Origin of the sequence: Marinobacter orientalis (assembly GCF_004792665.1) — a bacterium.
GTDB classification, from domain to species: domain Bacteria; phylum Pseudomonadota; class Gammaproteobacteria; order Pseudomonadales; family Oleiphilaceae; genus Marinobacter; species Marinobacter orientalis.
Genome location: NZ_SRZX01000001.1, coordinates 249,542 through 269,498, shown reverse-complemented (window position 1 = coordinate 269,498; position 19,957 = coordinate 249,542). Strand labels below are relative to the sequence as shown.

At 59.7% G+C, this 19,957-nt stretch carries 14 protein-coding genes; 4 read left to right on the top strand and 10 right to left on the bottom strand.

Features of this window, described 5'->3' with window-relative positions:
- Positions 1-31 precede the first annotated feature (31 nt).
- Both DIT72_RS01370 and DIT72_RS01365 read right to left on the bottom strand, forming a co-directional pair.
- Positions 32-2,248: a glycosyltransferase gene (locus tag DIT72_RS01370; protein WP_135953408.1), complete on the bottom strand. Its 2,217-nt coding sequence runs from the start codon at positions 2,246-2,248 to the stop codon at positions 32-34.
- A complete protein-coding gene (locus tag DIT72_RS01365; RefSeq protein ID WP_135953407.1) occupies positions 2,245-3,303 on the bottom strand; it encodes a lysylphosphatidylglycerol synthase transmembrane domain-containing protein in 1,059 nt (352 codons plus the stop codon). Before DIT72_RS01365 ends, DIT72_RS01370 begins: the two co-directional genes overlap by 4 nt.
- A gap of 312 nt (positions 3,304-3,615) precedes the next feature.
- On the opposite strand from DIT72_RS01365, the gene DIT72_RS01360 reads away from it, so the two are divergent.
- A complete protein-coding gene (locus DIT72_RS01360; RefSeq protein WP_228260759.1) occupies positions 3,616-4,665 on the top strand; it encodes an alkane 1-monooxygenase in 1,050 nt (349 codons plus the stop codon).
- A gap of 90 nt (positions 4,666-4,755) precedes the next feature.
- Positions 4,756-5,316 (top strand): lactoylglutathione lyase, encoded by a 561-nt coding sequence (gene gloA, locus DIT72_RS01355; RefSeq protein ID WP_135953405.1) that lies wholly within the window; start codon positions 4,756-4,758, stop codon positions 5,314-5,316.
- A gap of 15 nt (positions 5,317-5,331) precedes the next feature.
- On the opposite strand, the gene DIT72_RS01350 is transcribed toward gloA, so the two are convergent.
- From DIT72_RS01350 to atzF, 8 genes are all read right to left on the bottom strand, one after another.
- Positions 5,332-6,252 (bottom strand): DMT family transporter, encoded by a 921-nt coding sequence (locus DIT72_RS01350; protein WP_135953404.1) that lies wholly within the window; start codon positions 6,250-6,252, stop codon positions 5,332-5,334.
- The gene (locus DIT72_RS01345; RefSeq protein WP_135953403.1) at positions 6,249-6,908 is read right to left on the bottom strand and encodes a LutC/YkgG family protein; all 660 of its coding nucleotides are present in this window, start codon (positions 6,906-6,908) and stop codon (positions 6,249-6,251) included. The genes DIT72_RS01350 and DIT72_RS01345 overlap by 4 nt, the downstream gene beginning before the upstream one ends.
- Entirely contained in the window at positions 6,905-8,344 is a 1,440-nt protein-coding gene (locus DIT72_RS01340) for a LutB/LldF family L-lactate oxidation iron-sulfur protein (protein WP_135953402.1), read from the bottom strand. Before DIT72_RS01340 ends, DIT72_RS01345 begins: the two co-directional genes overlap by 4 nt.
- The gene (locus tag DIT72_RS01335; protein ID WP_135953401.1) at positions 8,341-9,120 is read right to left on the bottom strand and encodes a (Fe-S)-binding protein; all 780 of its coding nucleotides are present in this window, start codon (positions 9,118-9,120) and stop codon (positions 8,341-8,343) included. Before DIT72_RS01335 ends, DIT72_RS01340 begins: the two co-directional genes overlap by 4 nt.
- A gap of 131 nt (positions 9,121-9,251) precedes the next feature.
- Entirely contained in the window at positions 9,252-9,533 is a 282-nt protein-coding gene (locus DIT72_RS01330) for a ComEA family DNA-binding protein (RefSeq protein ID WP_135953400.1), read from the bottom strand.
- A 398-nt stretch (positions 9,534-9,931) separates the two neighbouring features.
- The gene (locus DIT72_RS01325) at positions 9,932-10,666 is read right to left on the bottom strand and encodes a GntR family transcriptional regulator (RefSeq protein WP_135953399.1); all 735 of its coding nucleotides are present in this window, start codon (positions 10,664-10,666) and stop codon (positions 9,932-9,934) included.
- A 436-nt stretch (positions 10,667-11,102) separates the two neighbouring features.
- Positions 11,103-14,735 carry an urea carboxylase gene (uca, locus tag DIT72_RS01320; RefSeq protein WP_135953398.1) on the bottom strand — a complete coding sequence of 1,211 codons (3,633 nt, stop codon included), beginning with the start codon at positions 14,733-14,735 and terminating at the stop codon, positions 11,103-11,105.
- A 5-nt stretch (positions 14,736-14,740) separates the two neighbouring features.
- Positions 14,741-16,594: an allophanate hydrolase gene (gene atzF / locus DIT72_RS01315; RefSeq protein ID WP_135953397.1), complete on the bottom strand. Its 1,854-nt coding sequence runs from the start codon at positions 16,592-16,594 to the stop codon at positions 14,741-14,743.
- Positions 16,595-16,945: 351 nt separating this feature from the next.
- On the opposite strand from atzF, the gene urtA reads away from it, so the two are divergent.
- Positions 16,946-18,256 (top strand): urea ABC transporter substrate-binding protein, encoded by a 1,311-nt coding sequence (urtA, locus tag DIT72_RS01310; RefSeq protein ID WP_135953396.1) that lies wholly within the window; start codon positions 16,946-16,948, stop codon positions 18,254-18,256.
- A 101-nt stretch (positions 18,257-18,357) separates the two neighbouring features.
- Entirely contained in the window at positions 18,358-19,956 is a 1,599-nt protein-coding gene (gene urtB, locus DIT72_RS01305) for an urea ABC transporter permease subunit UrtB (protein ID WP_135953395.1), read from the top strand.
- Position 19,957 lies beyond the last annotated feature (1 nt).

The window sequence follows — 19,957 nt, the reverse complement described above, 5'->3', positions numbered from 1 at the left end:
AAAAATGGGGTAAAAAGTTGCGTTCCGTTGACTATCGGGAAGAGACGCTCGCCAGGGTAAGGGCATAGATTTCCCGCACATCCCGGGCAAACTGCTCGACGGAATAATCTGCCGCGAACTCCAGAGCGTGGTCGGCCAGTTCCTTGCGCAGCCCGTCATCTTCCAGTAGTTGTTGCACCCGCTCACACCACTGGTCCTGCTTCTCCGGGGTCTTGAATCCATTGAAACCGTGGCGCACGACATCGTCTATGCCGCTGGAACGCACAGCAACCACCGGCAGCCCCGCGGCCATGGCTTCCAGAATCACCATGCCCTGGGTTTCTGATTTGGAGGCAAACAGAAAGGCATCGCCCAGATGATACCAGGTGGCCATATCCTCCGGAGGAATGGATCCAACCAGAGTAAAGTGCTCCTGCAATGCCAGTTTGTCGATCCGCTCCTGCAGTCGCTCATGCTGATGCCCCTCGCCAATCATCAGGAAACGGAAAGGGCGTTCGGAACGCCTGCGCAGCTCGTCGATGGCATCGATCATGAAGTCGATGTTCTTTTCGTTCGACAGCCGCGAGACGCTGACAAATACAATTTCCTCGCCGATGTTCAGGGATTCCCGCAGCTTGCGGATGTCTTCGTCGTCAACCTCCTGGAGCCGCTGATACTCGATGCCGGTGGGTTGAATGAACACGGGGCTCTTGACGCCGATCATCCGCAGGTACTCTTCGGTGGAGTAGGTGGGCACAATAACGCCGTCGCATTTGTTGGCGAAGTGCTTGACCAGTTCATGGGAGATGAGGTTGCGGAACAGGTTGCCCGGCAGGGGCACAAAATGCGCGTAGTGCTCCAGGCGCGTGTGGTAGGTATACACCGCCGGCACCTTGAGGCGCCGGGCGATGAACAGCCCGAGGGATCCCAGCCAGATGGGATGGTGCAAGTGGATGATGTCTGGCTTGAAGGCCCTCAGCTGCTTGCGGATACGTGACAGGAAAATATTGGCGAGCCGGAATTCGCTATCTTCCCCCATGGACAGCAGGGACGGAACCCGAATTACCCGGGCCTCATGCGGGGGCTGGTCACGGTATCTGGGACACACGATGAGGACGACATCGCCGAGGGTTTCCAGGCCTTTTCGCAATCGTTCGATGGAGATGGGTACACCACCAATGAAAGGCAGATAATTGTTGGTGAACATGGCAACCCGCAGTGGTCGCGACAGCCATGGCTGCGGGTCCAGATCATAGTCCGGGTAGTAGTCTTTCTCCACGAAAATGGCGGTGTAGAGCTTGATGCTGATCATCACAAACACGGCCACCAGCAGGATGAAGTTGACGTAGCCGACATAGAACAGGGAGTAAATAAAAAACCAGAGGGATTCCAGTGTGCTCAGTACCGGATTTTGCCCGGCCTCCAGCCGCTCCAGGGAATGGCTGATTTCACCGTCTTCGCTCACATCCACCCGCACGTAATGGTAGAAGCTGGTGTCGTCGTTGAGTATCAGCCCCCCGGCCCCACCAGTGGTGATGAATCGCGTGTTGCCCCTTACCTGGTCCGAATACAGGGACAGGTTGGCCGAGAACACCATATCCACATCGTGCCTGGCGATGGCCTCGAGCAGGGCCTGCCGGAATTCCGCAGGCTGCAGGAAATCGTCGTCCTGTTCAAACGGGGCCTCCTGTTCCGGTTCCAGTACCGGGTGGCCGATAAACAGAAACCGAGCTCGGTCGGGCTCCTGATTCAACAGGTCATTCAGCCAGCGAATCTGCCACTGCCAGGGTGTTTTGCCGGTACTGTCGAGGAAGATCAGCCGGGCGTCGCCTGCTTTTATGCTGAAGAAATGCGGACCAAAGTGGTCATAAAAGCGGTAACTGCCGAAGTTGTCGTACTCATTTTCACCAAAAGTAAGCAGGTAGGGCACGTCCAGGTTGGACAGGGTGCCCTGGATGGCCCGGTACTTGTCTTCCCCGCCCCCGCTGACTGCGTTACCGGCAGAAACGACAAAGTCCAGGTCGGCCTGGTTGAGTACCGGAATCATGCGTTCTTCGAACACGCCAACGGAGTTGTTGATGTTGCCCACAACCGCAAAGCTGAACCCACCGGGCCCCGACAGCTTGTCACTGATCCTGGCCACCTGCTCCGTGTGCAGGGCCTCGAACTCTGGTGCGAACAGGTTGAGGTAAGCCTTGTACCCGATCAGCAGCAGGACAATCGCCAGATTGATGTAAAACAACACCTTTAACGGGTGACGGCTTTTCATGGAGTTTCCTTACCGTTCCTCATCAGTTCCCTCTGCAGAATCACCAGGCCCAGAAGCATGCCGATGTAAATGGTGATGAATCGCCAGCTGATGGTCACCAGCACCAGATGATTGGCCGTGAGTATGTCCCGGAAGAAAATGCCGAATACCCCTTCCGATATGCCGGACGCGCCGGGTGTTGGTGAAAAATACATCACAAAGGTGGTTACCACCAGCAACCCGGTACTGACGATGTAGTCTACCTCGTAATCCAGAGACGATATCAGCAACGCCGGAAAGCTGAACAGGCTGATCAGGAACACAAAGGTAAATACGACCGACAATGCCACATACTGTTTCGGCCCGTTGAGGTAGTGGCCAAAGCTGAGGGCGAAGCGCAGCATTTCCCGCTTGGCCTTGAACTGCCAGCGTCTGTGCCGTCGCTCCCCGATCAGATGGAACCGGTGCAACAGGCTTAGCAGTCGCCCCAGCGGGCCGATCAGCCAATGTGTGCGGAACAGAACCACCATGAAGAAACCAAGGTAGAGGAGGATGAGCACTGCCAGTATCGGCCCCAGTTCGCCAACGATGGGCTGGTTGTCCAGTGCGTCGAGAGTGAGCAGGAAAACCGGCGTCAGAGAGAAGATAAAGATCACCGCAATGACCGTGCGGATAGTCGTTGCTGCCGTGGCACGGCCCACCGGCACGCCGTGATGCTGAAGGTACCAGATCTGCGCAAAACCGCCACCGGTGGCCATGGGTGTGACGTTGGAGAAAAACAGATTGATGAATACCAGCCGGAATATCACCGGGAAGGGCAAGCGGTGGCCCAGCGCCCGCAGGGTGAAGTACAGCCGCAGCCCGTCGGCTGCAAAGTAAACGGTCAGCAGTGCGACAATCGAGACAACAGCCTGTGGGGAAACCAGGCGCTGGTCAAAGCTGACACTGCGCCCGGCGAACTGGTCGTACACGGCGTAGAGCCCGGCTGCTGTCATGACAACAAAGATCAGGCTGAACACAGTCAGCCTGCGCCAGGACGCGCGCTGTTGATAATCTTGATCCGGAATTCTGGTCATGGGCTGCCTGCCATCAGGAGACTGGCAGTTTACTGGTAATGAGCCAGATAGTCACTGGAGTCAGTGGGTTGGGTCGCAGAGTCGGCCATCTCCAAAAGACAGATCCCGGTCTGAAAACCCATAATGACCAACAACGGGTTGACGATTGTCGTATTGTAGGACAATAATTCAGGCAGCAAAAAGCGATCACCAGAATTCAGTGTAACTGCCGATGAGGAAAAATCCGTGAGTAGCAAATCAGTGACCCCGGACCCCGGATCCACACGCCGGAAAGTGCTGCTGACACTGAAGAAATACAGCTACCTGATTGCCATGGTGCCTCTTGTCTTGCCACCATTACTGCTGGCGGCCGGGCAGGCCAGCGGATGGGTAAACCTGTTCGCCTGGGGCGTTCCCGTCGTGGTTTTCGGCATCATCCCCATCCTTGACCTGCTGCTGGGCCAAGACTCCCTCAACCCGGACGAGGAAACAGATACGCCCCGCATGAACAGCGAAATTTTCTACAAGTTCATCACCCTGGGCTGGGTTACAGCCTTCGTGGTGCTGCTGGTATGGAGCATGTTCGTGCTGGCCTCCGGCACTTTCAGTGTGGCCGGTGGCATCGGCTGGATTTTTTCCGTCGGCATCGTCGGTGGCCTGGGCATCAATGTCGCCCATGAACTCATCCATAAAGACGGCAAACTTGAAACCTGGGCTGGCGGCTTCCTGCTGTCACTGGTCTGCTACGCCGGCTTCAAGGTCGAACATCTGCGCGGCCATCACGTGCACGTCTCGACACCGGAAGACGCCTCGTCCTCGCGCTACAACCAGTCCCTCTATAACTTCCTGCCCCGGGCCTGGGCCCGCAACTTCATGAACGCCTGGAAACTGGAAGCCAGAAGCTTGCAGAAAAAAGGCCACAAAGCCTTCAGCTGGCGCAACCAGCTGATCTGGTGGTACGGCATCTCCGCTCTGGTGTTCGCCGCCTTCACTATTGCTTTCGGCTGGCTCGGCGCCGTCTTCTTCCTGGGTCAGAGCTTCATTGCCCTCAACCTGCTGGAAATCGTCAACTACCTGGAACACTACGGTCTCCACCGGCGCAGACTCGCCAATGGCCGCTACGAACGCACCGGCCCGGAGCACAGCTGGAACTCCAACTACTTCCTGACCAATGTGTTCCTGTTCCACCTCCAGCGCCACAGCGACCATCACGCCTGGCCCAAACGCCGCTACCAGGTGCTTCGCCATCACGAGGTCGCGCCCCAATTACCCGCCGGCTACTCAGCCATGATCGTCCTGGCAATGATCCCGCCACTGTGGAGGAAGGTTATGAACCCGAAAGTGGAGGCCTACTACGATGGCGAAGAACACCAACTGGCGTAGGACCAATCAAAAAACGGCGCCCTTGAAATCTTCCGGAAAGGTACACAGGTATAATGGTTGAATCCTCGACGCATAAATAAGGGAGTTCCCATGCCCAAGCACTTCGAACAAGCCCCAGGCCTGCACGAAGCACCCGTGCCTGACACCGAAGGCTATGTCTTCAACCAGACCATGCTGCGTATAAAGGACCCGGAGCGCTCCATGGACTTCTACACCCGGATAATGGGCATGCGGCTGGTCCGAAAACTCGACTTCCCGGAAATGAAATTCACCCTCTACTTTCTCGCCTACCTGGATGACCGCCAGGCCAACATGGTTCCCAATGACGATAGCCATCGCACCACCTTCATCTTTGGCCGCGAAGCCATGCTCGAGCTGACCCATAACTGGGGCACCGAAAACGACCCGGATTTCAGCTACCACAATGGTAACGATGAACCCCAGGGCTTCGGCCATATAGGCGTTGCCGTTCCGGATGTCTATTACGCCAGTGAGCGGCTGGAAAAGCTGGGTGTCGAGTTCGTCAAGAAACCGGACGATGGCAAAATGAAAGGGCTGGCGTTCGTCAAGGATCCCGATGGCTACTGGATCGAGATCCTGCAACCGGACATGCTTGAAAAACAGCGCCGTTTGCAGGAGGAAGGTGACTGACAGCATCCTGCTGTATCAGGCAGTGTCGGGCCGATTCCCGGCACTGCTTCTGGATGCCACGATCACCGCTGCCGTCAGAATCAGTGCGCCGGTGAGCCCGATCACACCCAGTTCCTCGCCCAGGAAAATCCACGCAAGCAGTGCCACGAACAGCGGCTCCAGGGTCACGATAATGCTGGACAGGGTCGCCGGCGTTGTCTTCATGCCACTGAAAAAGCACATATACCCCAGGCAGGTCGGCACAACGCCGATATAACCCACCATCAGCCATTGCCCGAACCCCAGACTTTCAAGCCCGTCGAAACCACCGCTGGCTGCCACCACGGGCAACAGGATCAGCGCTGCGGTAAAGAAGCAGACAAACGCTGTGGTAAATACCGGCGTGCCAGTGGACGTATGACGGCTGGTGAGGGTGAACCCGGCGTAAACCAGCGCTGCCAGAACCGCCATCAGAATGCCCGCCAGGCGCAGCCTGCCGGCACTGTCCATATCACTGACCACCAGCATGGCAGTGCCGGCAATGGCTGCCGCCAGCGCCAGAATAGTGACCACTCCGGGTTTTTCCCCCAGCAGGGGCGCCGCGAGGATGGCCACCAGTACCGGTGCCAGGCACAGAGCAATCAGTGTGGCGATGCCCGCGCCGGTCATATCCACGGCCACCAGGTAACTGCCCTGGTAGACGGCCTGGAACAATCCCAGCGCGACCAGCGGAGCCAGTGCCTTGCGTGTGAATTTCGGCAGCGCAGTAGCGCTTCGAGCCAGCGCCCGCTGCTCTCTGCGCATAAGTGCAAAGAAAAACGGCAGGGCTACCACCAAACGTAAAAAACCAAGGGTTACGGCTTGCAGCTCGGTGCCGGTAAACAGGAATTTCGCGACAATACCCGTGGTCGCCCAGAGCAGGGCTGCCAGGGCGATCAGTAATGCGCCTTGAATCATTCAATAACCAGTACGATGAGTTCCTTGGGACCGTGGACACCGTAGGCAAGGGTCTGCTCGATATCGGCGGTTTTCGACGGCCCTGAGATTAACAGCGCATTGGTTGGCATGCCAGCGGCCCAGTTCTGGGATTGCATGGCGTGGTGGAAGGTGGTGTAAAGCTCACTGGCCTTCAGCACTGCAATATGGATCGGCGGCACCAGGCTCATCAACCGCGGTTCATCGACGGAAGGCCACAGAATCAGTGATCCGGTTTCGGCAATGCCGCCACGGGTTGAAGTAATGCCGGCATCCACTTCACTGAACAGCGCTTCCTGCCAGCTTTCCACCGGCTCGTCATAAATCAGCAGCTGCGGCAGGTCCTCGCGGCTTTTCGTGGCGCTTTGCAACGCCTTGCCGATCTCGTGCTCCTTCGCAATCAGCAATGTCCCGGCGCCCCGGGTCTGCAGAATTTCGGCCAGACGGTCAATCCAGCCGGATTCCGTGGTGCGATGCACTTCGCCATGGACGGACTCAATGGTCCGCTCGAACATGTCCAGCTTTTCTGCAGTACTCCACTCGGGCCGGTTGAGAACCGAGAAGTCGCATTCCGGAGCGGTCAGCTCGCCACCGGTACGGTGGCGCAGGCGTTGGAGAATGGCGTCACGGGAACTCACTGGCTGCGCTCCTTCATCCGTTCGTGGAGAGTTCTGGCAGCCAGCTTTGGCGCCGTGCGGTATCGGGTCCAGCCACCGAATTTGCCTGGCTGCAGTTTGCGGAAGCGGGCGCCCAGGCTGGTCCCCATCCGGTACATGCCGGGGCGGGCGTGCATCCAGCTCCAGCCCTTCCAGATCATCGCTTCCATACTGCTGCGCTTGGCACCATGGCCGCGGACCTTTGCCGGGTGCAACTTGTCACCGTCCACGGATTCCTGGCGCAGGCGCACCAGCAGGTCCGGTATCGGGATTTTCACCGGGCAGACTTCACCACAGGCACCACAGAGGCTCGAAGCCGTGGGCAGGTGCCGCCCTTCGTCCAGGCCGACCATGTGGGGCATCAGTATCTTGCCAATGGGGCCGGGGTAGGTGGTGCCATAGGCATGGCCACCGACGCGGGTGTAGACCGGGCAATGATTCATGCAGGCGCCACAGCGGATGCAGCGCAGGGTATCCAGCAGTTCGTCATCCTGGTAAATGGTGGAGCGGCCGTTGTCCACCAGCACCAGGTGGACCTCTTCGGGGCCATCCAGTTCGTCCGCCTTGCGGGGGCCGGAAATCATGTTGAAATAGGTAGTGATATGTTGCCCGGTAGCGGAGCGTGTCAGCAGCGCCAGCAGGGCGGTAACATCTTCCAGGTTGGGCACCACCTTTTCGATGCCGGTCACGGCAATATGGCATAGCGGCACGGTGGTGGTCATGCGACCGTTGCCTTCGTTCTCCACCAGGCACAGGGTGCCGGTTTCGGCAACGGCGAAGTTGACACCGGAAACGCCGACATCCGCATTCATGAATTTCTCGCGCAGCTGCAGGCGGGCATTGGCGGTCAGGTACTCGACATCGTGGGACAGGTCGGTGCCGGTCTTGTCATGCAGCAGTTGGGAAATTTCTTCGGTGTTCTTGTGAATCGCCGGCATGATGATGTGGGACGGCGTTTCTTCCGCCAGTTGCACGATGTATTCGCCGAGGTCCGACTCCAGGGCTTCAATACCCTGTTCTTCCAGGTAATGGTTCAGTTCCATTTCCTCGGACACCATGGACTTGCCCTTGATCACGCTGCTGGCGTTACGGGCTACACAAATGTCCCGTACAATCTCACAGGCTTCATCACCATCGGCCGCCCAGTGAACGGTGATGCCATTTTCGGTCAGTTTCTGTTCCAGCTGCTCCAGCAGGTCCGGCAGGTTGGCCAGCGCCCGCAGGCGGATATTGGCGCCCAGGTCCCGCAGCGTTTCCAGGTCCCAGCCCTCGAATGCGGACTTGCGCTTGGTCATCAGCCCGTCCATTGCCTTGCGGAAATTCTGGCGAATCTGAGGGTTATGGATGGCCGCCCGGGCGCGTGGGTGGAATTCCTTCACATCAATGTGATGGGGTGATTGTTGCGCGGTTTCACTCATGAGCGTTTACTCCCATCGCCGTTGGTGCGTTCCCAGAGGAAGCTGAGAATGTGCTGGCCGGTGACAGGCTTGTGGTTTTTCTCGGCGTAGCCGTCAATGTTCATCAGGCAGCCGCAATCCGTGGTGACGAATTCCTTCGCGCCTGTATTCACCAGGGTATCCACTTTTTCACTGACCATGGCACCGGAAATCTCCGGGTGGCGCACCGCAAAGGTGCCGCCAAAACCACAACACTCCTCAGCCCGCACCTGTTCCACCAGGTTTACATTCTTCAGCTGACCCAGCAGTTTCGGCCCTACTTCCGCCACGCCCATTTCCCGGCGGGCCGTGCAGGAAGTATGCATGGCTACGGTGGTGGGTTCGCCCAGATCGTCCAGCCTGATGTGGCAAACGTTTACCAGAAAATCCGTCAGTTCCCATACCCGGCCGGCAATCTCCGCCGCCTTCACCTCGTCGGCGGTGTCCTTGAATAGAGCCGGGTAGTGCTTGCGCATCATCCCGCCACAGGACCCGGAAGGAACCACAATCGGCCAGTCTTCCGGAAACAGCCCGAGCTGGGCCTTCGCAACCGCGCGGGCCTGGTCGTGGTAGCCGGAGGTGTAGGCAGGCTGGCCGCAACAGGTCTGGTCTTCGGGATAGATCACCTCGACGCCTTCCCGTTCCAGTAACTGAATGCCGGCCATGCCTGCGTCCGGGTAGAACATGTCCACCAGACAGGTGCCGTAGAAATAGACTTTGGGAGGTTTGGCCGGGTAAACCTTGATGGGATCAACCATATTGCTGCCGCCGGGGTTATCGTTGACTGTAACCCACAACTATAGGGTGGCGGAGCATGTGTTGCCAGACGACTTTATGGGAAATTTTTGAGGAAAGCTGGACAGCGGCGCCAGGCCACTGCCCGGCAGGGTTACTCGACCGTCAGGCGCTCGGCGTTCTTTTCAACCGTGCGCTCACCAATGCCCTTGACGTTGGCAAGGTCCTCGCTGGACTGGAAAGGGCCGTTGGCATCGCGATAGGCCACGATGGCTTCGGCCTTGCTTTGCCCGATGCCATTGAGGCTGGCCAGGGCGGCGACGTCGGCGGTGTTGATATTGATGGCGGCAGGCTCGGCGTGGGCAAAACCGGCAAACAGGCTGAACAGAAGGACCAGCATGGCCATGAACTGGGTGGGTTTCGGGGTGGATTTCATTATAGCTTGCTCCTGAAAGTGTATTTACGTTTCTGATTGTTGGTCAGGACGTAAAAGCGGCGGAGCTGGTTGGAAAAGAAAAGGAAAGGTCAAACCGTTGGCAGGTGCACGGGCAGAACCACTTTCCGTGTGATTCTGCCCGTGGCTGACCCCATGCCTGATCCTTCAGGCTGCGCATCGTCCTGAGCGCGTCTTCCCTGTAAGCCCTGATTCCCTGGGCAACCCCTGATCCGTGGGGTTATCTTCCCTGTGCCAGCTTTCCATGCCGGCTTCTCATCCCTGACGCTCCTCATTCTACGCGTGAGCCATTTTCAGGTAATGGGACATTCGCTCTGTGGTTTGTGCGATATTTCTTACAGATATGTAATCATTTTCACAGCCATAAAATGAATATAAGTTCAGGTTTTTGCTGGTGTTTCTGCAGTGCCGGGAAAGCTTCTGGATGATGCCTGATGGGCTTCCGCGGCTTCGCGAATCTTCACCATGGTGATTTCGCGAACGGCCTTCTGGCTGATACGAATATGGCGTGTTAACCGGTTCGCCGCATCGAGAGCACGGCCCGCACGAAGCGCGTCGAGTATGTCGGCGTGTTCCCGGTAGGTAGCGTCTATCCGGTCATCGCGGGTGAAGTCCAGCCGGCGGATAATCCGCAGCCGATCGGTGATCTCCCGGTGAATCCGCGTCATCTCCCGGTTGCCGGCGGCGGCCACCAGGTCACAGTGGAAGCTTTCATCCAGTGCCCTTACCGTGCTGCCAACGGCACGTTCGGAGGGGTGGTCGGGGTTCCAGATGGCGGTGAGAGTCCTTACGGTCTGGGGCATTGCCGGCAACTGACAGATCTTGTGCATCGCCGCCCGTTCAAGGGTAATCCGCAGGTCGTAGAGTTCTTCCACCTGCTGGAAATCGAACGGTTTAACCTGCCAGCCGCTGCGGAACAGCACTTCCACAAAACCTTCCCGCTGCAATCGGTAAAGCGCCTCCCGCACTGGCGTGCGGCTGGCACTCAGGCGCAAACCCACATCCCCCTCGCTGAATTTGTCGCCGGGGATCAGCCGGAACTCAAAGATGTCGTCCTTCAGGGCCTCGTAAACCCTGTCTGCCATGGACTCTTTTCTTTTGGTGTTTGTTGCCATTTTTTTCCTGATTCCCTCTGGTTCCCTTTGTTTCCGGGGCCTCATCTGTTGGTGTTTGGCCTCTGGGGCCGGCTGTTGGGAGGGGCTATTCAAAAGACGTCGTGAACCCATCCATGGGGACTTGAGCGCAGCATCCCTGCTGCGCACACTTTTGAATAGCCCCTCCCAACATCCGTCCCCGACTCCCTTTGCCTGCATATGTTCAGGCACCATGTTTGTAGCGGGCCTTCAGCGAAACGCCGCCATTTCTGTTTTTAAACTTGCATGCACCAATAGTTGGCCGGTCGGTGGGGGAAGGGGTGTACCAGAATGTGCGCAGCAGGGACGCTGCGCTCAAGCCCCCAAGGATGGGTTCACGGCGTTTCTGGTACACCCCTTCCCCCATCGACCTACCACCGAACAAGCGGACAGTGCAGTAAGGAGTCAAACTCCCAAGTCAGATCTTGATGCTCAACAAGGGCTCCCCGGGAGTTACAGCCTTGCCAGGCTCAACATGCATGGCACTGATCTCCCCGGATTGGGTGGCGTTGATCTCGAACTCCATTTTCATGGCCTCCACGATCACTAGCGGATCGCCTTCTGCCACCGTATCCCCGGCCTTCACCAGGCACTTCCAGATATTGCCGGCAATCTCTGCACTGACCAGTTCGCCGAACTTCTCCAGGTCAGACACATCCGTTTTCGGCGGGGCCTTGGCGAGTTTGTCGAGTTCTGCCGCTTCGCTGTCTTTCCACAGGGCGACCTCTTTTGCGTACGCCGCTTGTTGAAGTTTGCGGAATTCGGCGATCGAGTCGGTGTTGGCGTCGAGGAAGGCCTGGTGGGATTTGAGGTCGAAGGTTTCTTCTTCGATTTTCACCGTCAGCTGGCCGGCGCGGAACTGGTCCCGCATTTCATTCAGCTCAGCTTCGGACACGGGGTAGTAGCACACCTGGTCGAAGAACTGCAGGAGCCAGGGCGCGCCGTCGTCGAACTGGGGGTTTTTCAGGTATTTGTTCCAGATCGGCAGGGTGCGGCCTACCAGCTGGTAGCCGCCGGGGGAGTCCATGCCGTAGATGCACATGTAGACGCCGCCGATGCCGACGGTGCCTTCGGCGGTGTAGGTTCTCGCCGGGTTGTATTTGGAGGTCAGCAGTCGGTGCCTCGGGTCCAGGGGTACGGCGCAGGGGGCGCCCAGGTAGACGTCGCCGAGGCCGAGCACGAGATAGCGGGCGGAGAACAGCACATCGCGCACTTGCTCGCGGCTCGGCAGGCCATTGATGCGTTTTATGAAGTCGACGTTGTTGGGCAGCCAGGGGGCGGTGTCGCGGACGGACTGGCGATATTTGTCCACGGCTTCCAGGGTGGCGGTGTCTTCGAAGGCCATGGGCAGGTGGATGACGCGGCTGCGGACTTTCAGTTCGTCAGTGGGCGGCAGCGTGGCTTCCAGGTCCAGCAGGTAAGTCATCAGTGATTCCTGCGGCAGGATGCGGGCGTCGTATCTCAGCTGCAGGGAGCGCACACCCGGGGACAGTTCCAGCAATCCGGAGGGCTGCACATCGGCAATGGCTTCCATCAGCGCATGGATGCGCAGGCGCACGCCCAGGTCCATCACGTTGGGGCCGTATTCCATCAGGATGTACTGGTCGCCGGCCTGGCGGTAGGTGACTTCCGGGCGGCCGTCGGTTTCTTCCAGGTGCGCGAGGATGGTGGCGGAGAGGCCGTTAAGGGGTGCGAGGTCTGGCGCCACCAGTTCCGGGAGCGGCGGTGCCATCAGACTCCTGATGGCCAGTTCCTGGCGCTGGGAAAGTTTGACGGCGGTGTTATTGTCGATGGCCACGAAGCGAATGGTATCGCCGGGTTTGACCTGGCCGACTTTCCACAGCTCTGCCCTGGCGATGGTCACCGGGCATACAAAGCCCCCCAGGCTGGGGCCGTCCCTGGTGAGGATCACGGGCATGTCGCCGGTGAAGTTAATGGAGCCGATGGCGTATTCGCAGTCGTGGATGTTGGAGGGATGCAGGCCCGCTTCACCGCCGTCGGCGCGGGTGAACTCCGGCTTGGGACCGTTGAGGCGAATGCCCAGGCGATTGGAGTTGTAGTGCACTTGCCAGTCCTGCTCGAAGAACTTCCCGATGGACTTCTCGGTAAAGAAATCCGGGGCGCCATGGGGGCCATAGAGCACGCCGATTTGCCAGTGGTCGGGATAATCGGGTACGAGGTCAGGATCAGCTGGCGCAGGATCATGGGTCGGGGCAGTGGTGGTACACGCAGGCAGGCTGACCTGGCTGATGCCCAGCATGTCCCCGGGGCGCAGGGGCCGGCCACCGTGGCCGCCAAACTGGCCGAGGGCGAAGGTGGAGCGGCTGCCCAGGTACACCGGCACATCAAACCCACCCCGCACCGCCAGGTAGGTGCGGCAGCCCTTGATGGCCTTGCCTACTGCCAGAACCTGGCCGGCTTTGATCCTGATTGGCTTCCAGAACTCGACCGCCTTGTCGTCCAGGGTCGCTTCGGTCAGCGCACCGGTCAGCGCCACCACCGACTCCTTATGGAACTTCAGGCTGGGGCCGATCAGGGTAGCTTCCAGGCCTGCCGCCTCGTGGTGGTTACCCACAATACGGTTGGCGATACGGAAGGCGTAGTCGTCCATCGGGCCGCTGGGGGGCACGCCGATGTTCCAGTAGCCCATGCGGCCGGGATAATCCTGCACGGTCGTGTATGTGCCGGGTTTGACCACTTCCGCCACCGAGGGCCTGAACTCGAATTCCTCCAGCGCACGGGTGGAGACAATGCCGTCGGCAAAGCTCTGCTGGCCCACCACCTGGCGCAGGTAATCCAGGTTGGTGGCAATGCCCATCAGCCGGGTTTCGCCCAGGGCAGCTTTCAGTTTCGCCAGGGCATCGGCGCGGTCTTTGCCGTGGACAATCAGCTTGGCGATCATCGGGTCGTAGTGGGCGGATACCTGGCTGCCGTTTTCCACCCAGGTATCCACGCGAACGTCCTCTTCCGGCCAGTGCACATCGGTCAGTTCTCCGGGGGAGGGCTGGAAATCTTTCAGCGGGTCTTCGGCGTAGATGCGAACCTCCATGGACGCGCCGTTCAGCTCCGGCTCAAAGCTGGCCAGGTCCGGGCTCTCGCCGGCGGCGATTTTCAGCATCCATTCGATCAGGTCCAGACCGGTGACAGACTCGGTTACCGGGTGCTCAACCTGTAAGCGGGTATTCACTTCCAGGAAGTAGAATTCATCCCGGTTAGCGTCGTAGATGTATTCCACGGTGCCGGCAGAGCGGTAATTCACCGACTGGCCGAGGGAAACTGCAGCATCCAGCATTTTCTGGCGGGTCGCGGCCGGCAGGTTCGGGGCCGGGGTTTCCTCCACCACTTTCTGGTTACGGCGCTGCAGGGAACAGTCCCGCTCACCGAGGGCAACGACATTGCCTTCGCCATCACCGAACATCTGCACTTCCACATGGCGGGCGCGGGCGATGAAGCGCTCCAGGAACACGCCGCTGTCGTTGAAGAAGCTCTGGCCCTGACGACGGACGGTTTCAAAGGCTTTCCGCAGTTCGCTTTCGCTGTTACAGCGGGTCAGGCCGATGCCGCCACCACCGGCGGTGCTTTTGAGTATCACCGGGTAGCCCAGCCGGTTGGCGGTCGCCACTGCCTCCCCGAGACTTTCCAGCAGGCCGCTGCCGGGAGCCAGTGGCACGCCGGCGGCTTCTGCCAGTTCCCGGGCCCGGTGCTTGAGGCCGAACTCGCGCATCTGGCCGGGCGTGGGGCCGATAAAGGCAATGCCGTCCGCCTCGCAGGCCTCTGCGAAATCCGCATTCTCGGACAGAAAACCATAACCGGGAATGATGGCTTCGGCGCCAGTGTGCCTGGCCGCGGCCAGTATCTGGGCCCTGTCCAGGTAGGTTTCGCTGGCGCCGTTGCCTGCCAGCGCCACGGCTTCGTCCGCCGCTGTCACATGCAGGCTGTGGCGGTCCTCAAAGGAGTGCACCGCCACGCTGGCAATGCCCATGGCTTTGAGAGTGCGGATGGTGCGCACCGCGATTTCGCCGCGGTTGGCGATGAGTACTTTGTTGAACATGATGTTTAAACTCCCGTAGTTGGGGTCAGACCCGCGAGGTCAGACCCCTGAACAAAAGCCCGCCAGCCGCCGAACCCGGTCACATCCCGCGCACCCTCGAGGCCGTAGCCTTCGCAGATAAACCCGTTCACCCAGCGACCGTCGGCCAGTTCCACCTTGCCGATGCCAAGCGGTGCCGGAATCAGATCGACGAATGAACCAAAAGCCGAGGCGGGCATTTCCCACACTTCCACGATGATCGCCTTGCCCCCGCCGGCCGCGACCCGCTTTAGCCCGGGTTTGGGCGGTGTGGTGTTGGGCAGGGCGCAGAGCCGGTAGTTGGCAGACGTGGTGGTCTGCTCCAGCAGTGCGGCGTAACGCTCGGTCAGCTGGGTGTTCAGGGGCATGCCGCTGAGGTGGGCACCGACCACCGCCACCTGGACCGTCGGCGTGGAAATTTCGGCGCCGGGGGTTTCCTGCGGCCGGGGTCTGTCGGTGGCACCCAGGGGGGTGGGCTGGGCATTCAGCCACTGGCAGGCCAGGTGTTGCAGTTCGGTGTCTTTCCAGGCGCCGCTGATCAGGGTAACGCCGAAGGGCAGGCCGTCGTCCCGGAAGCCGGCGGGGATGGCCAGGGCGCAGAAATCCGCCAGGTTTACGAAGTTAGTGTAGGTGCCCAACTGGCTGTTGAGGGTGACCGGGTCATTGTTGACCGCTTCAATCGTCGGCGCCGTGGGCGCAGTGGGCACCAGCAGGGCATCCATGTCGGCCAGCAGTTCGTCAATCTGGCGCTGCAGCTCTTCCTTGCGGTACCGGGCCCTGAAGGTATCGGTGGCGGTGAATCGGGTGGCATTGCTGATGATGCCTTTCACCACCGGGTTCATCTCATTGCCGTGGCTGGCCATGAAAGATTCCACCGCGGCGTGTCGCTCTGCCACCCAGGGGCCGTCATAAAGCAGGGCCGCCAGCTCTAGCATGGGGCTGAAATCCAGCGGCACCAGCTCCACATTCTGCTGCCGCCACAGGCTGACGGAGGTGTTCCAGGCCGCTTCCGCCTGCTGGTCGCCGAACCATTGCGGGTGCTCGGGAATGGCTATGCGTTTCACCGGGCCGGGCCGCCGGATGGCCGGGCCGTCCAGGGGCAGCGCGTAGGGCGCCCTGCGGGAGAAGGCATCGTCGGCATCAAAGCCGGCGATGGCCCCGGCTACCAGCCCGGCATCGTTCACGGTCAGGGCAAACACGGACACACAATCCAGGGAACGGCAGGCGGGTACCACGCCCTGAATGCTGAACAGCCCCCGGGTGGGCTTCAATCCCACCAGATTGTTCAGCCCCGCAGGCACGCGGCCGGAGCCGGCGGTGTCCGTACCCAGCGCAAAAGGCACCAGGCCACGGGCCACCACCGAGGCAGAACCGGAACTGGAACCGCCGCTCACCACCTCCGGCCTGAAGCTGTTGGGGACCGCACCGTAGGGCGATCGAGTCCCCACCAGCCCGGTGGCAAACTGGTCGAGGTTGGTCTTGCCAATCAGTACAGCGCCAGCGGCCTTGAGCCGGGCCACGGTGTTGGCATCCTGTTTCGGCTGGTAGGCGTAGCCAGGGCAGCCGGCGGTGGTATCGAACCCGGTGGCATCAATATTGTCCTTGACCGCAAAAGGAACGCCATACAGAGGCAGGCGGCTGATATCGCCACCTACCTTGTTAAGGCTGCCCGCCAGGTCGAACAGGGCCGCCTGCAACTGCGTGCTGTCTGACAGTGCAATCCAGGCGTTGTCGGTTGTGTCCAGGCGGGCCACCAGTTCGCCAATAAGTTCCTCGGGTTTCGCGCCCGAGTGGTAGGCCTTCCGCCAATCCTCAATGGTCCATCCGGGTGTTGCGGGCATGGTTCGTCCTCATGTGCGTTATCAACTTGTATACATGAGCCATGGCAATGCCCGTGCCATTCGGAACGCTTCAGGAAATAACCAATAGAAACAGATAGATATGAGTTCGCGGGAAGTGTCTCGGTATTTTCGGGGCGCACCACTGATGGGCAGACGCACCAGAAAAAGGCTCCTGATCCGGAGATTTACGGGCGCCCGTGTCTGCTAAAGGCGCCTTCTGATAGCTTGTATACTAGATAACTTATTGTTCTTAATGGGGATTGATGAAAGCTGGAACGACAGATGCAGTGGCAGAAGTGCGTTTACTCAAGCGAATGGCACGAACCAACCTGCAAACAAGGACGCACAAACATGACGATCAAAAAACACGTGAAAATCGGCCTGTCAGCGCTGGCCCTCTCTGTATCCCTTAATGCCATGGCCGACGAACACCCCATCAAGGTCGGTATCCTCCACTCCCTCTCCGGCACCATGGCCATCAGTGAAACGGTCCTGAAAGACACCGTGGAGATGCTCATCGAAAAGCAGAATGCCGAAGGCGGGGTTCTGGGCCGCCAGCTGGAAGCGGTGGTGGTAGACCCGGCCTCCAACTGGCCCCTGTTTGCTGAGAAAGCCCGTGAACTGCTGGCCCAGGAAGAAGTGGATGTGATCTTCGGTAACTGGACCTCGGTTTCCCGCAAATCGGTATTGCCGGTGGTGGAAGAACTCAACGGCCTGCTGTTCTACCCGGTTCAGTACGAAGGTGAAGAGTCTTCAGAGAACGTCTTCTACACCGGCGCCGCGCCCAACCAGCAGGCGATTCCGGCGGTGAACTACCTGATGAACGACATCGGCGTTGAACGCTGGGTTCTGGCCGGTACCGACTATGTCTACCCGCGCACCACCAACAAGATCCTTGAGACCTACCTGATGGACCAGGGCGTGGCCAGCGAAGACATCATGATCAACTACACGCCTTTCGGCCATTCCGATTGGCAGAACATTGTCTCTGACATCAAGAGCTTCGGCTCGGCCGGCAAGAAGACCGCCGTGGTGTCCACCATCAACGGCGACGCTAACGTGCCTTTTTACCGCGAATTGGGCAACCAGGGCGTCTCCGCCTCTGATATCCCGGTGGTTGCCTTCTCCGTGGGTGAGCAGGAGCTTTCCGGCATCGACACCGGACCGCTGGTTGGTCACCTGGCTGCCTGGAACTACTTCATGAGCGTGGACAGCGACGCCAACTACGACTTCATCGACCAGTGGATCGAGCACACCGGAGACGACGAAGCGGTCACCAACGACCCGATGGAGGCCCACTACATCGGCTTCAACATGTACGTTGAGGCGGTCAGGAAAGCCGGCACCACCGACGTGGATGCGGTGAAAGACGCCATCATCGGTGTCACCGTGCCCAACCTCACCGGTGGTTACGCCGCCATGATGCCCAACCACCACATCACCAAACCGGTGCTGATTGGCGAAATCCAGGACAACGGGCAGTTCTCCGTAGTCTGGGAAACCCCGTCCACTGTGGCTGGTGATGCCTGGTCTGATTACCTGCCCGGTTCACGGGACATGATCGCCGACTGGCGCAAGCCGATGTTCTGCGGAACCTTCAACACTGCCACCGGCAAGTGCGGCGCTTCCGCCGGTGAAATGGCGGCTGAAGAAGCCGAATAAGCCATAGCAGCTGATATAGCAATACAGGCAATCCCCGGGGGTAGCCACGCTGCCCCCGGTTGTCGCCCCCGCAATCCGCTTTCAACAGACAGGACACACTCATGGGCATCATCCGATCGCTCACTCTGCTGCTTATTGCCCTGGTTTCGGTGTCGTCGCTCCCTGCCAGCGCCCAGGACGACGATCCCGGCAGGGAACTGCTGGTGAATCTTGCCGAAGCGCCGAACAGCGGGGTGGAAGAGGCCCTCAATGCCATCGTCAGCAGCGGCCACCCAAGAGCCAGGGGCTGGCTTGAAGCCTATGGCAACAATCGCCTGAGCCGGGTAAAAGACACGGGGCAGGTGGTCGTGGTATTGAATAACCGGGGCCGGGACTGGGAAATTGCCAACCCGCTGACCGGAGAGAACATGGGCGAAATGTCCCGCCGTGAGCTGGACAGAATCGCCATCAACAACGCCATTCGGGGCCAGCTTGAGGGCATACTCGCGATGCTGGACCTGAACGCCCCGGACCCGGATGTGCGTGAAGCCTCTGCACAGGACATGATGGGCAAAGTCGATGCCTCACTAATCGAGCCGCTGGAAGCGCGGCTGGAACTGGAAGAGAGCGCACAGGTACGCAACCGTATTGAGGAAGCCCTGGCTATCTACCGCGTAGGAGAGGGCGATATCGAGGCCGTGGATGTACTGGCCGGAAGCCTGCATCCCCGGGCCCGTGCAGCCCTGAACCAGGCCGTCCGCAGCGATGACCCGGTACTGGCGAAAAAGGCCGGCCAGGCGCTGGGCACCATCGAACAGAAACTGAAACTGAACCGCGCCGCCGAGACCCTGTATTTTGGGCTCTCTCTCGGCTCGGTGCTGGTCCTCGCCGCCATCGGCCTGGCCATCACCTTCGGCGTGATGGGTGTCATCAACATGGCCCACGGCGAACTGATCATGCTGGGTGCCTACACCACCTGGGGCATGCAGCAGCTGCTACCGGGCCAGCCCGGCCTGGCATTGATCCTCTCTATTCCCGCCGGCTTCATGGTCGCCGCCACCGCCGGCATCATCATCGAACGGAGCGTTATCCAGTTCCTCAAGGGGCGCCCGCTGGAAACCCTGCTGGCCACCTTCGGCATCAGCCTGATCCTGCAGCAACTGGTGCGTACCGTCATCTCTCCCCAGAACCGCACCGTGGTGACGCCGGAGTGGATGAGCGGCTCGCTGGTGATCAACGACGCCCTCTCCCTTACTCTCAATCGCATGTATGTGCTGGGCTTCGCGCTGGTGGTTTTCGCGGCACTGATGCTGATCATGCGCAAGACCCGCCTGGGCCTGGAAGTGCGCGCCGTTACCCAGAACCGCAACATGGCCCGTTCCATGGGCATTCGCGCCACCCGGGTGGACATCATGACCTTTGCCCTGGGCTCCGGCGTTGCCGGCCTGGCCGGTGTGGCGCTTTCCCAGCTCACCAACGTGGGCCCCAACCTGGGCCAGAACTACATCATCGACTCGTTCATGGTGGTGGTGTTCGGTGGCGTGGGCAATCTTTGGGGCACCCTTATCGCCGGGTTGTCCCTGGGCACCATCAACCAGCTGCTGGAACCCTGGGCCGGTGCCGTACTCGCCAAGATCATCGTGCTGGTGTTTATCATCCTGTTTATCCAGAAACGGCCGAAGGGGCTTTTCCCCCAGAAAGGCCGAGCGGCAGAAGGATAAG

What these genes read in the sequence shown, in the direction of transcription:
- DIT72_RS01370 (WP_135953408.1), bottom strand. Translation starts at nt 2,248, where the DNA reads ATGAAAAGCCGTCACCCGTTAAAGGTGTTGTTTTACATCAATCTGGCG.
- DIT72_RS01365 (WP_135953407.1), bottom strand. Translation starts at nt 3,303, where the DNA reads ATGACCAGAATTCCGGATCAAGATTATCAACAGCGCGCGTCCTGGCGC.
- DIT72_RS01360 (WP_228260759.1), top strand. Translation starts at nt 3,616, where the DNA reads ATGGTGCCTCTTGTCTTGCCACCATTACTGCTGGCGGCCGGGCAGGCC.
- gloA (WP_135953405.1), top strand. Translation starts at nt 4,756, where the DNA reads ATGCCCAAGCACTTCGAACAAGCCCCAGGCCTGCACGAAGCACCCGTG.
- DIT72_RS01350 (WP_135953404.1), bottom strand. Translation starts at nt 6,252, where the DNA reads ATGATTCAAGGCGCATTACTGATCGCCCTGGCAGCCCTGCTCTGGGCG.
- DIT72_RS01340 (WP_135953402.1), bottom strand. Translation starts at nt 8,344, where the DNA reads ATGAGTGAAACCGCGCAACAATCACCCCATCACATTGATGTGAAGGAA.
- DIT72_RS01335 (WP_135953401.1), bottom strand. Translation starts at nt 9,120, where the DNA reads ATGGTTGATCCCATCAAGGTTTACCCGGCCAAACCTCCCAAAGTCTAT.
- DIT72_RS01330 (WP_135953400.1), bottom strand. Translation starts at nt 9,533, where the DNA reads ATGAAATCCACCCCGAAACCCACCCAGTTCATGGCCATGCTGGTCCTT.
- DIT72_RS01325 (WP_135953399.1), bottom strand. Translation starts at nt 10,666, where the DNA reads ATGGCAACAAACACCAAAAGAAAAGAGTCCATGGCAGACAGGGTTTAC.
- uca (WP_135953398.1), bottom strand. Translation starts at nt 14,735, where the DNA reads ATGTTCAACAAAGTACTCATCGCCAACCGCGGCGAAATCGCGGTGCGC.
- atzF (WP_135953397.1), bottom strand. Translation starts at nt 16,594, where the DNA reads ATGCCCGCAACACCCGGATGGACCATTGAGGATTGGCGGAAGGCCTAC.
- urtA (WP_135953396.1), top strand. Translation starts at nt 16,946, where the DNA reads ATGACGATCAAAAAACACGTGAAAATCGGCCTGTCAGCGCTGGCCCTC.
- urtB (WP_135953395.1), top strand. Translation starts at nt 18,358, where the DNA reads ATGGGCATCATCCGATCGCTCACTCTGCTGCTTATTGCCCTGGTTTCG.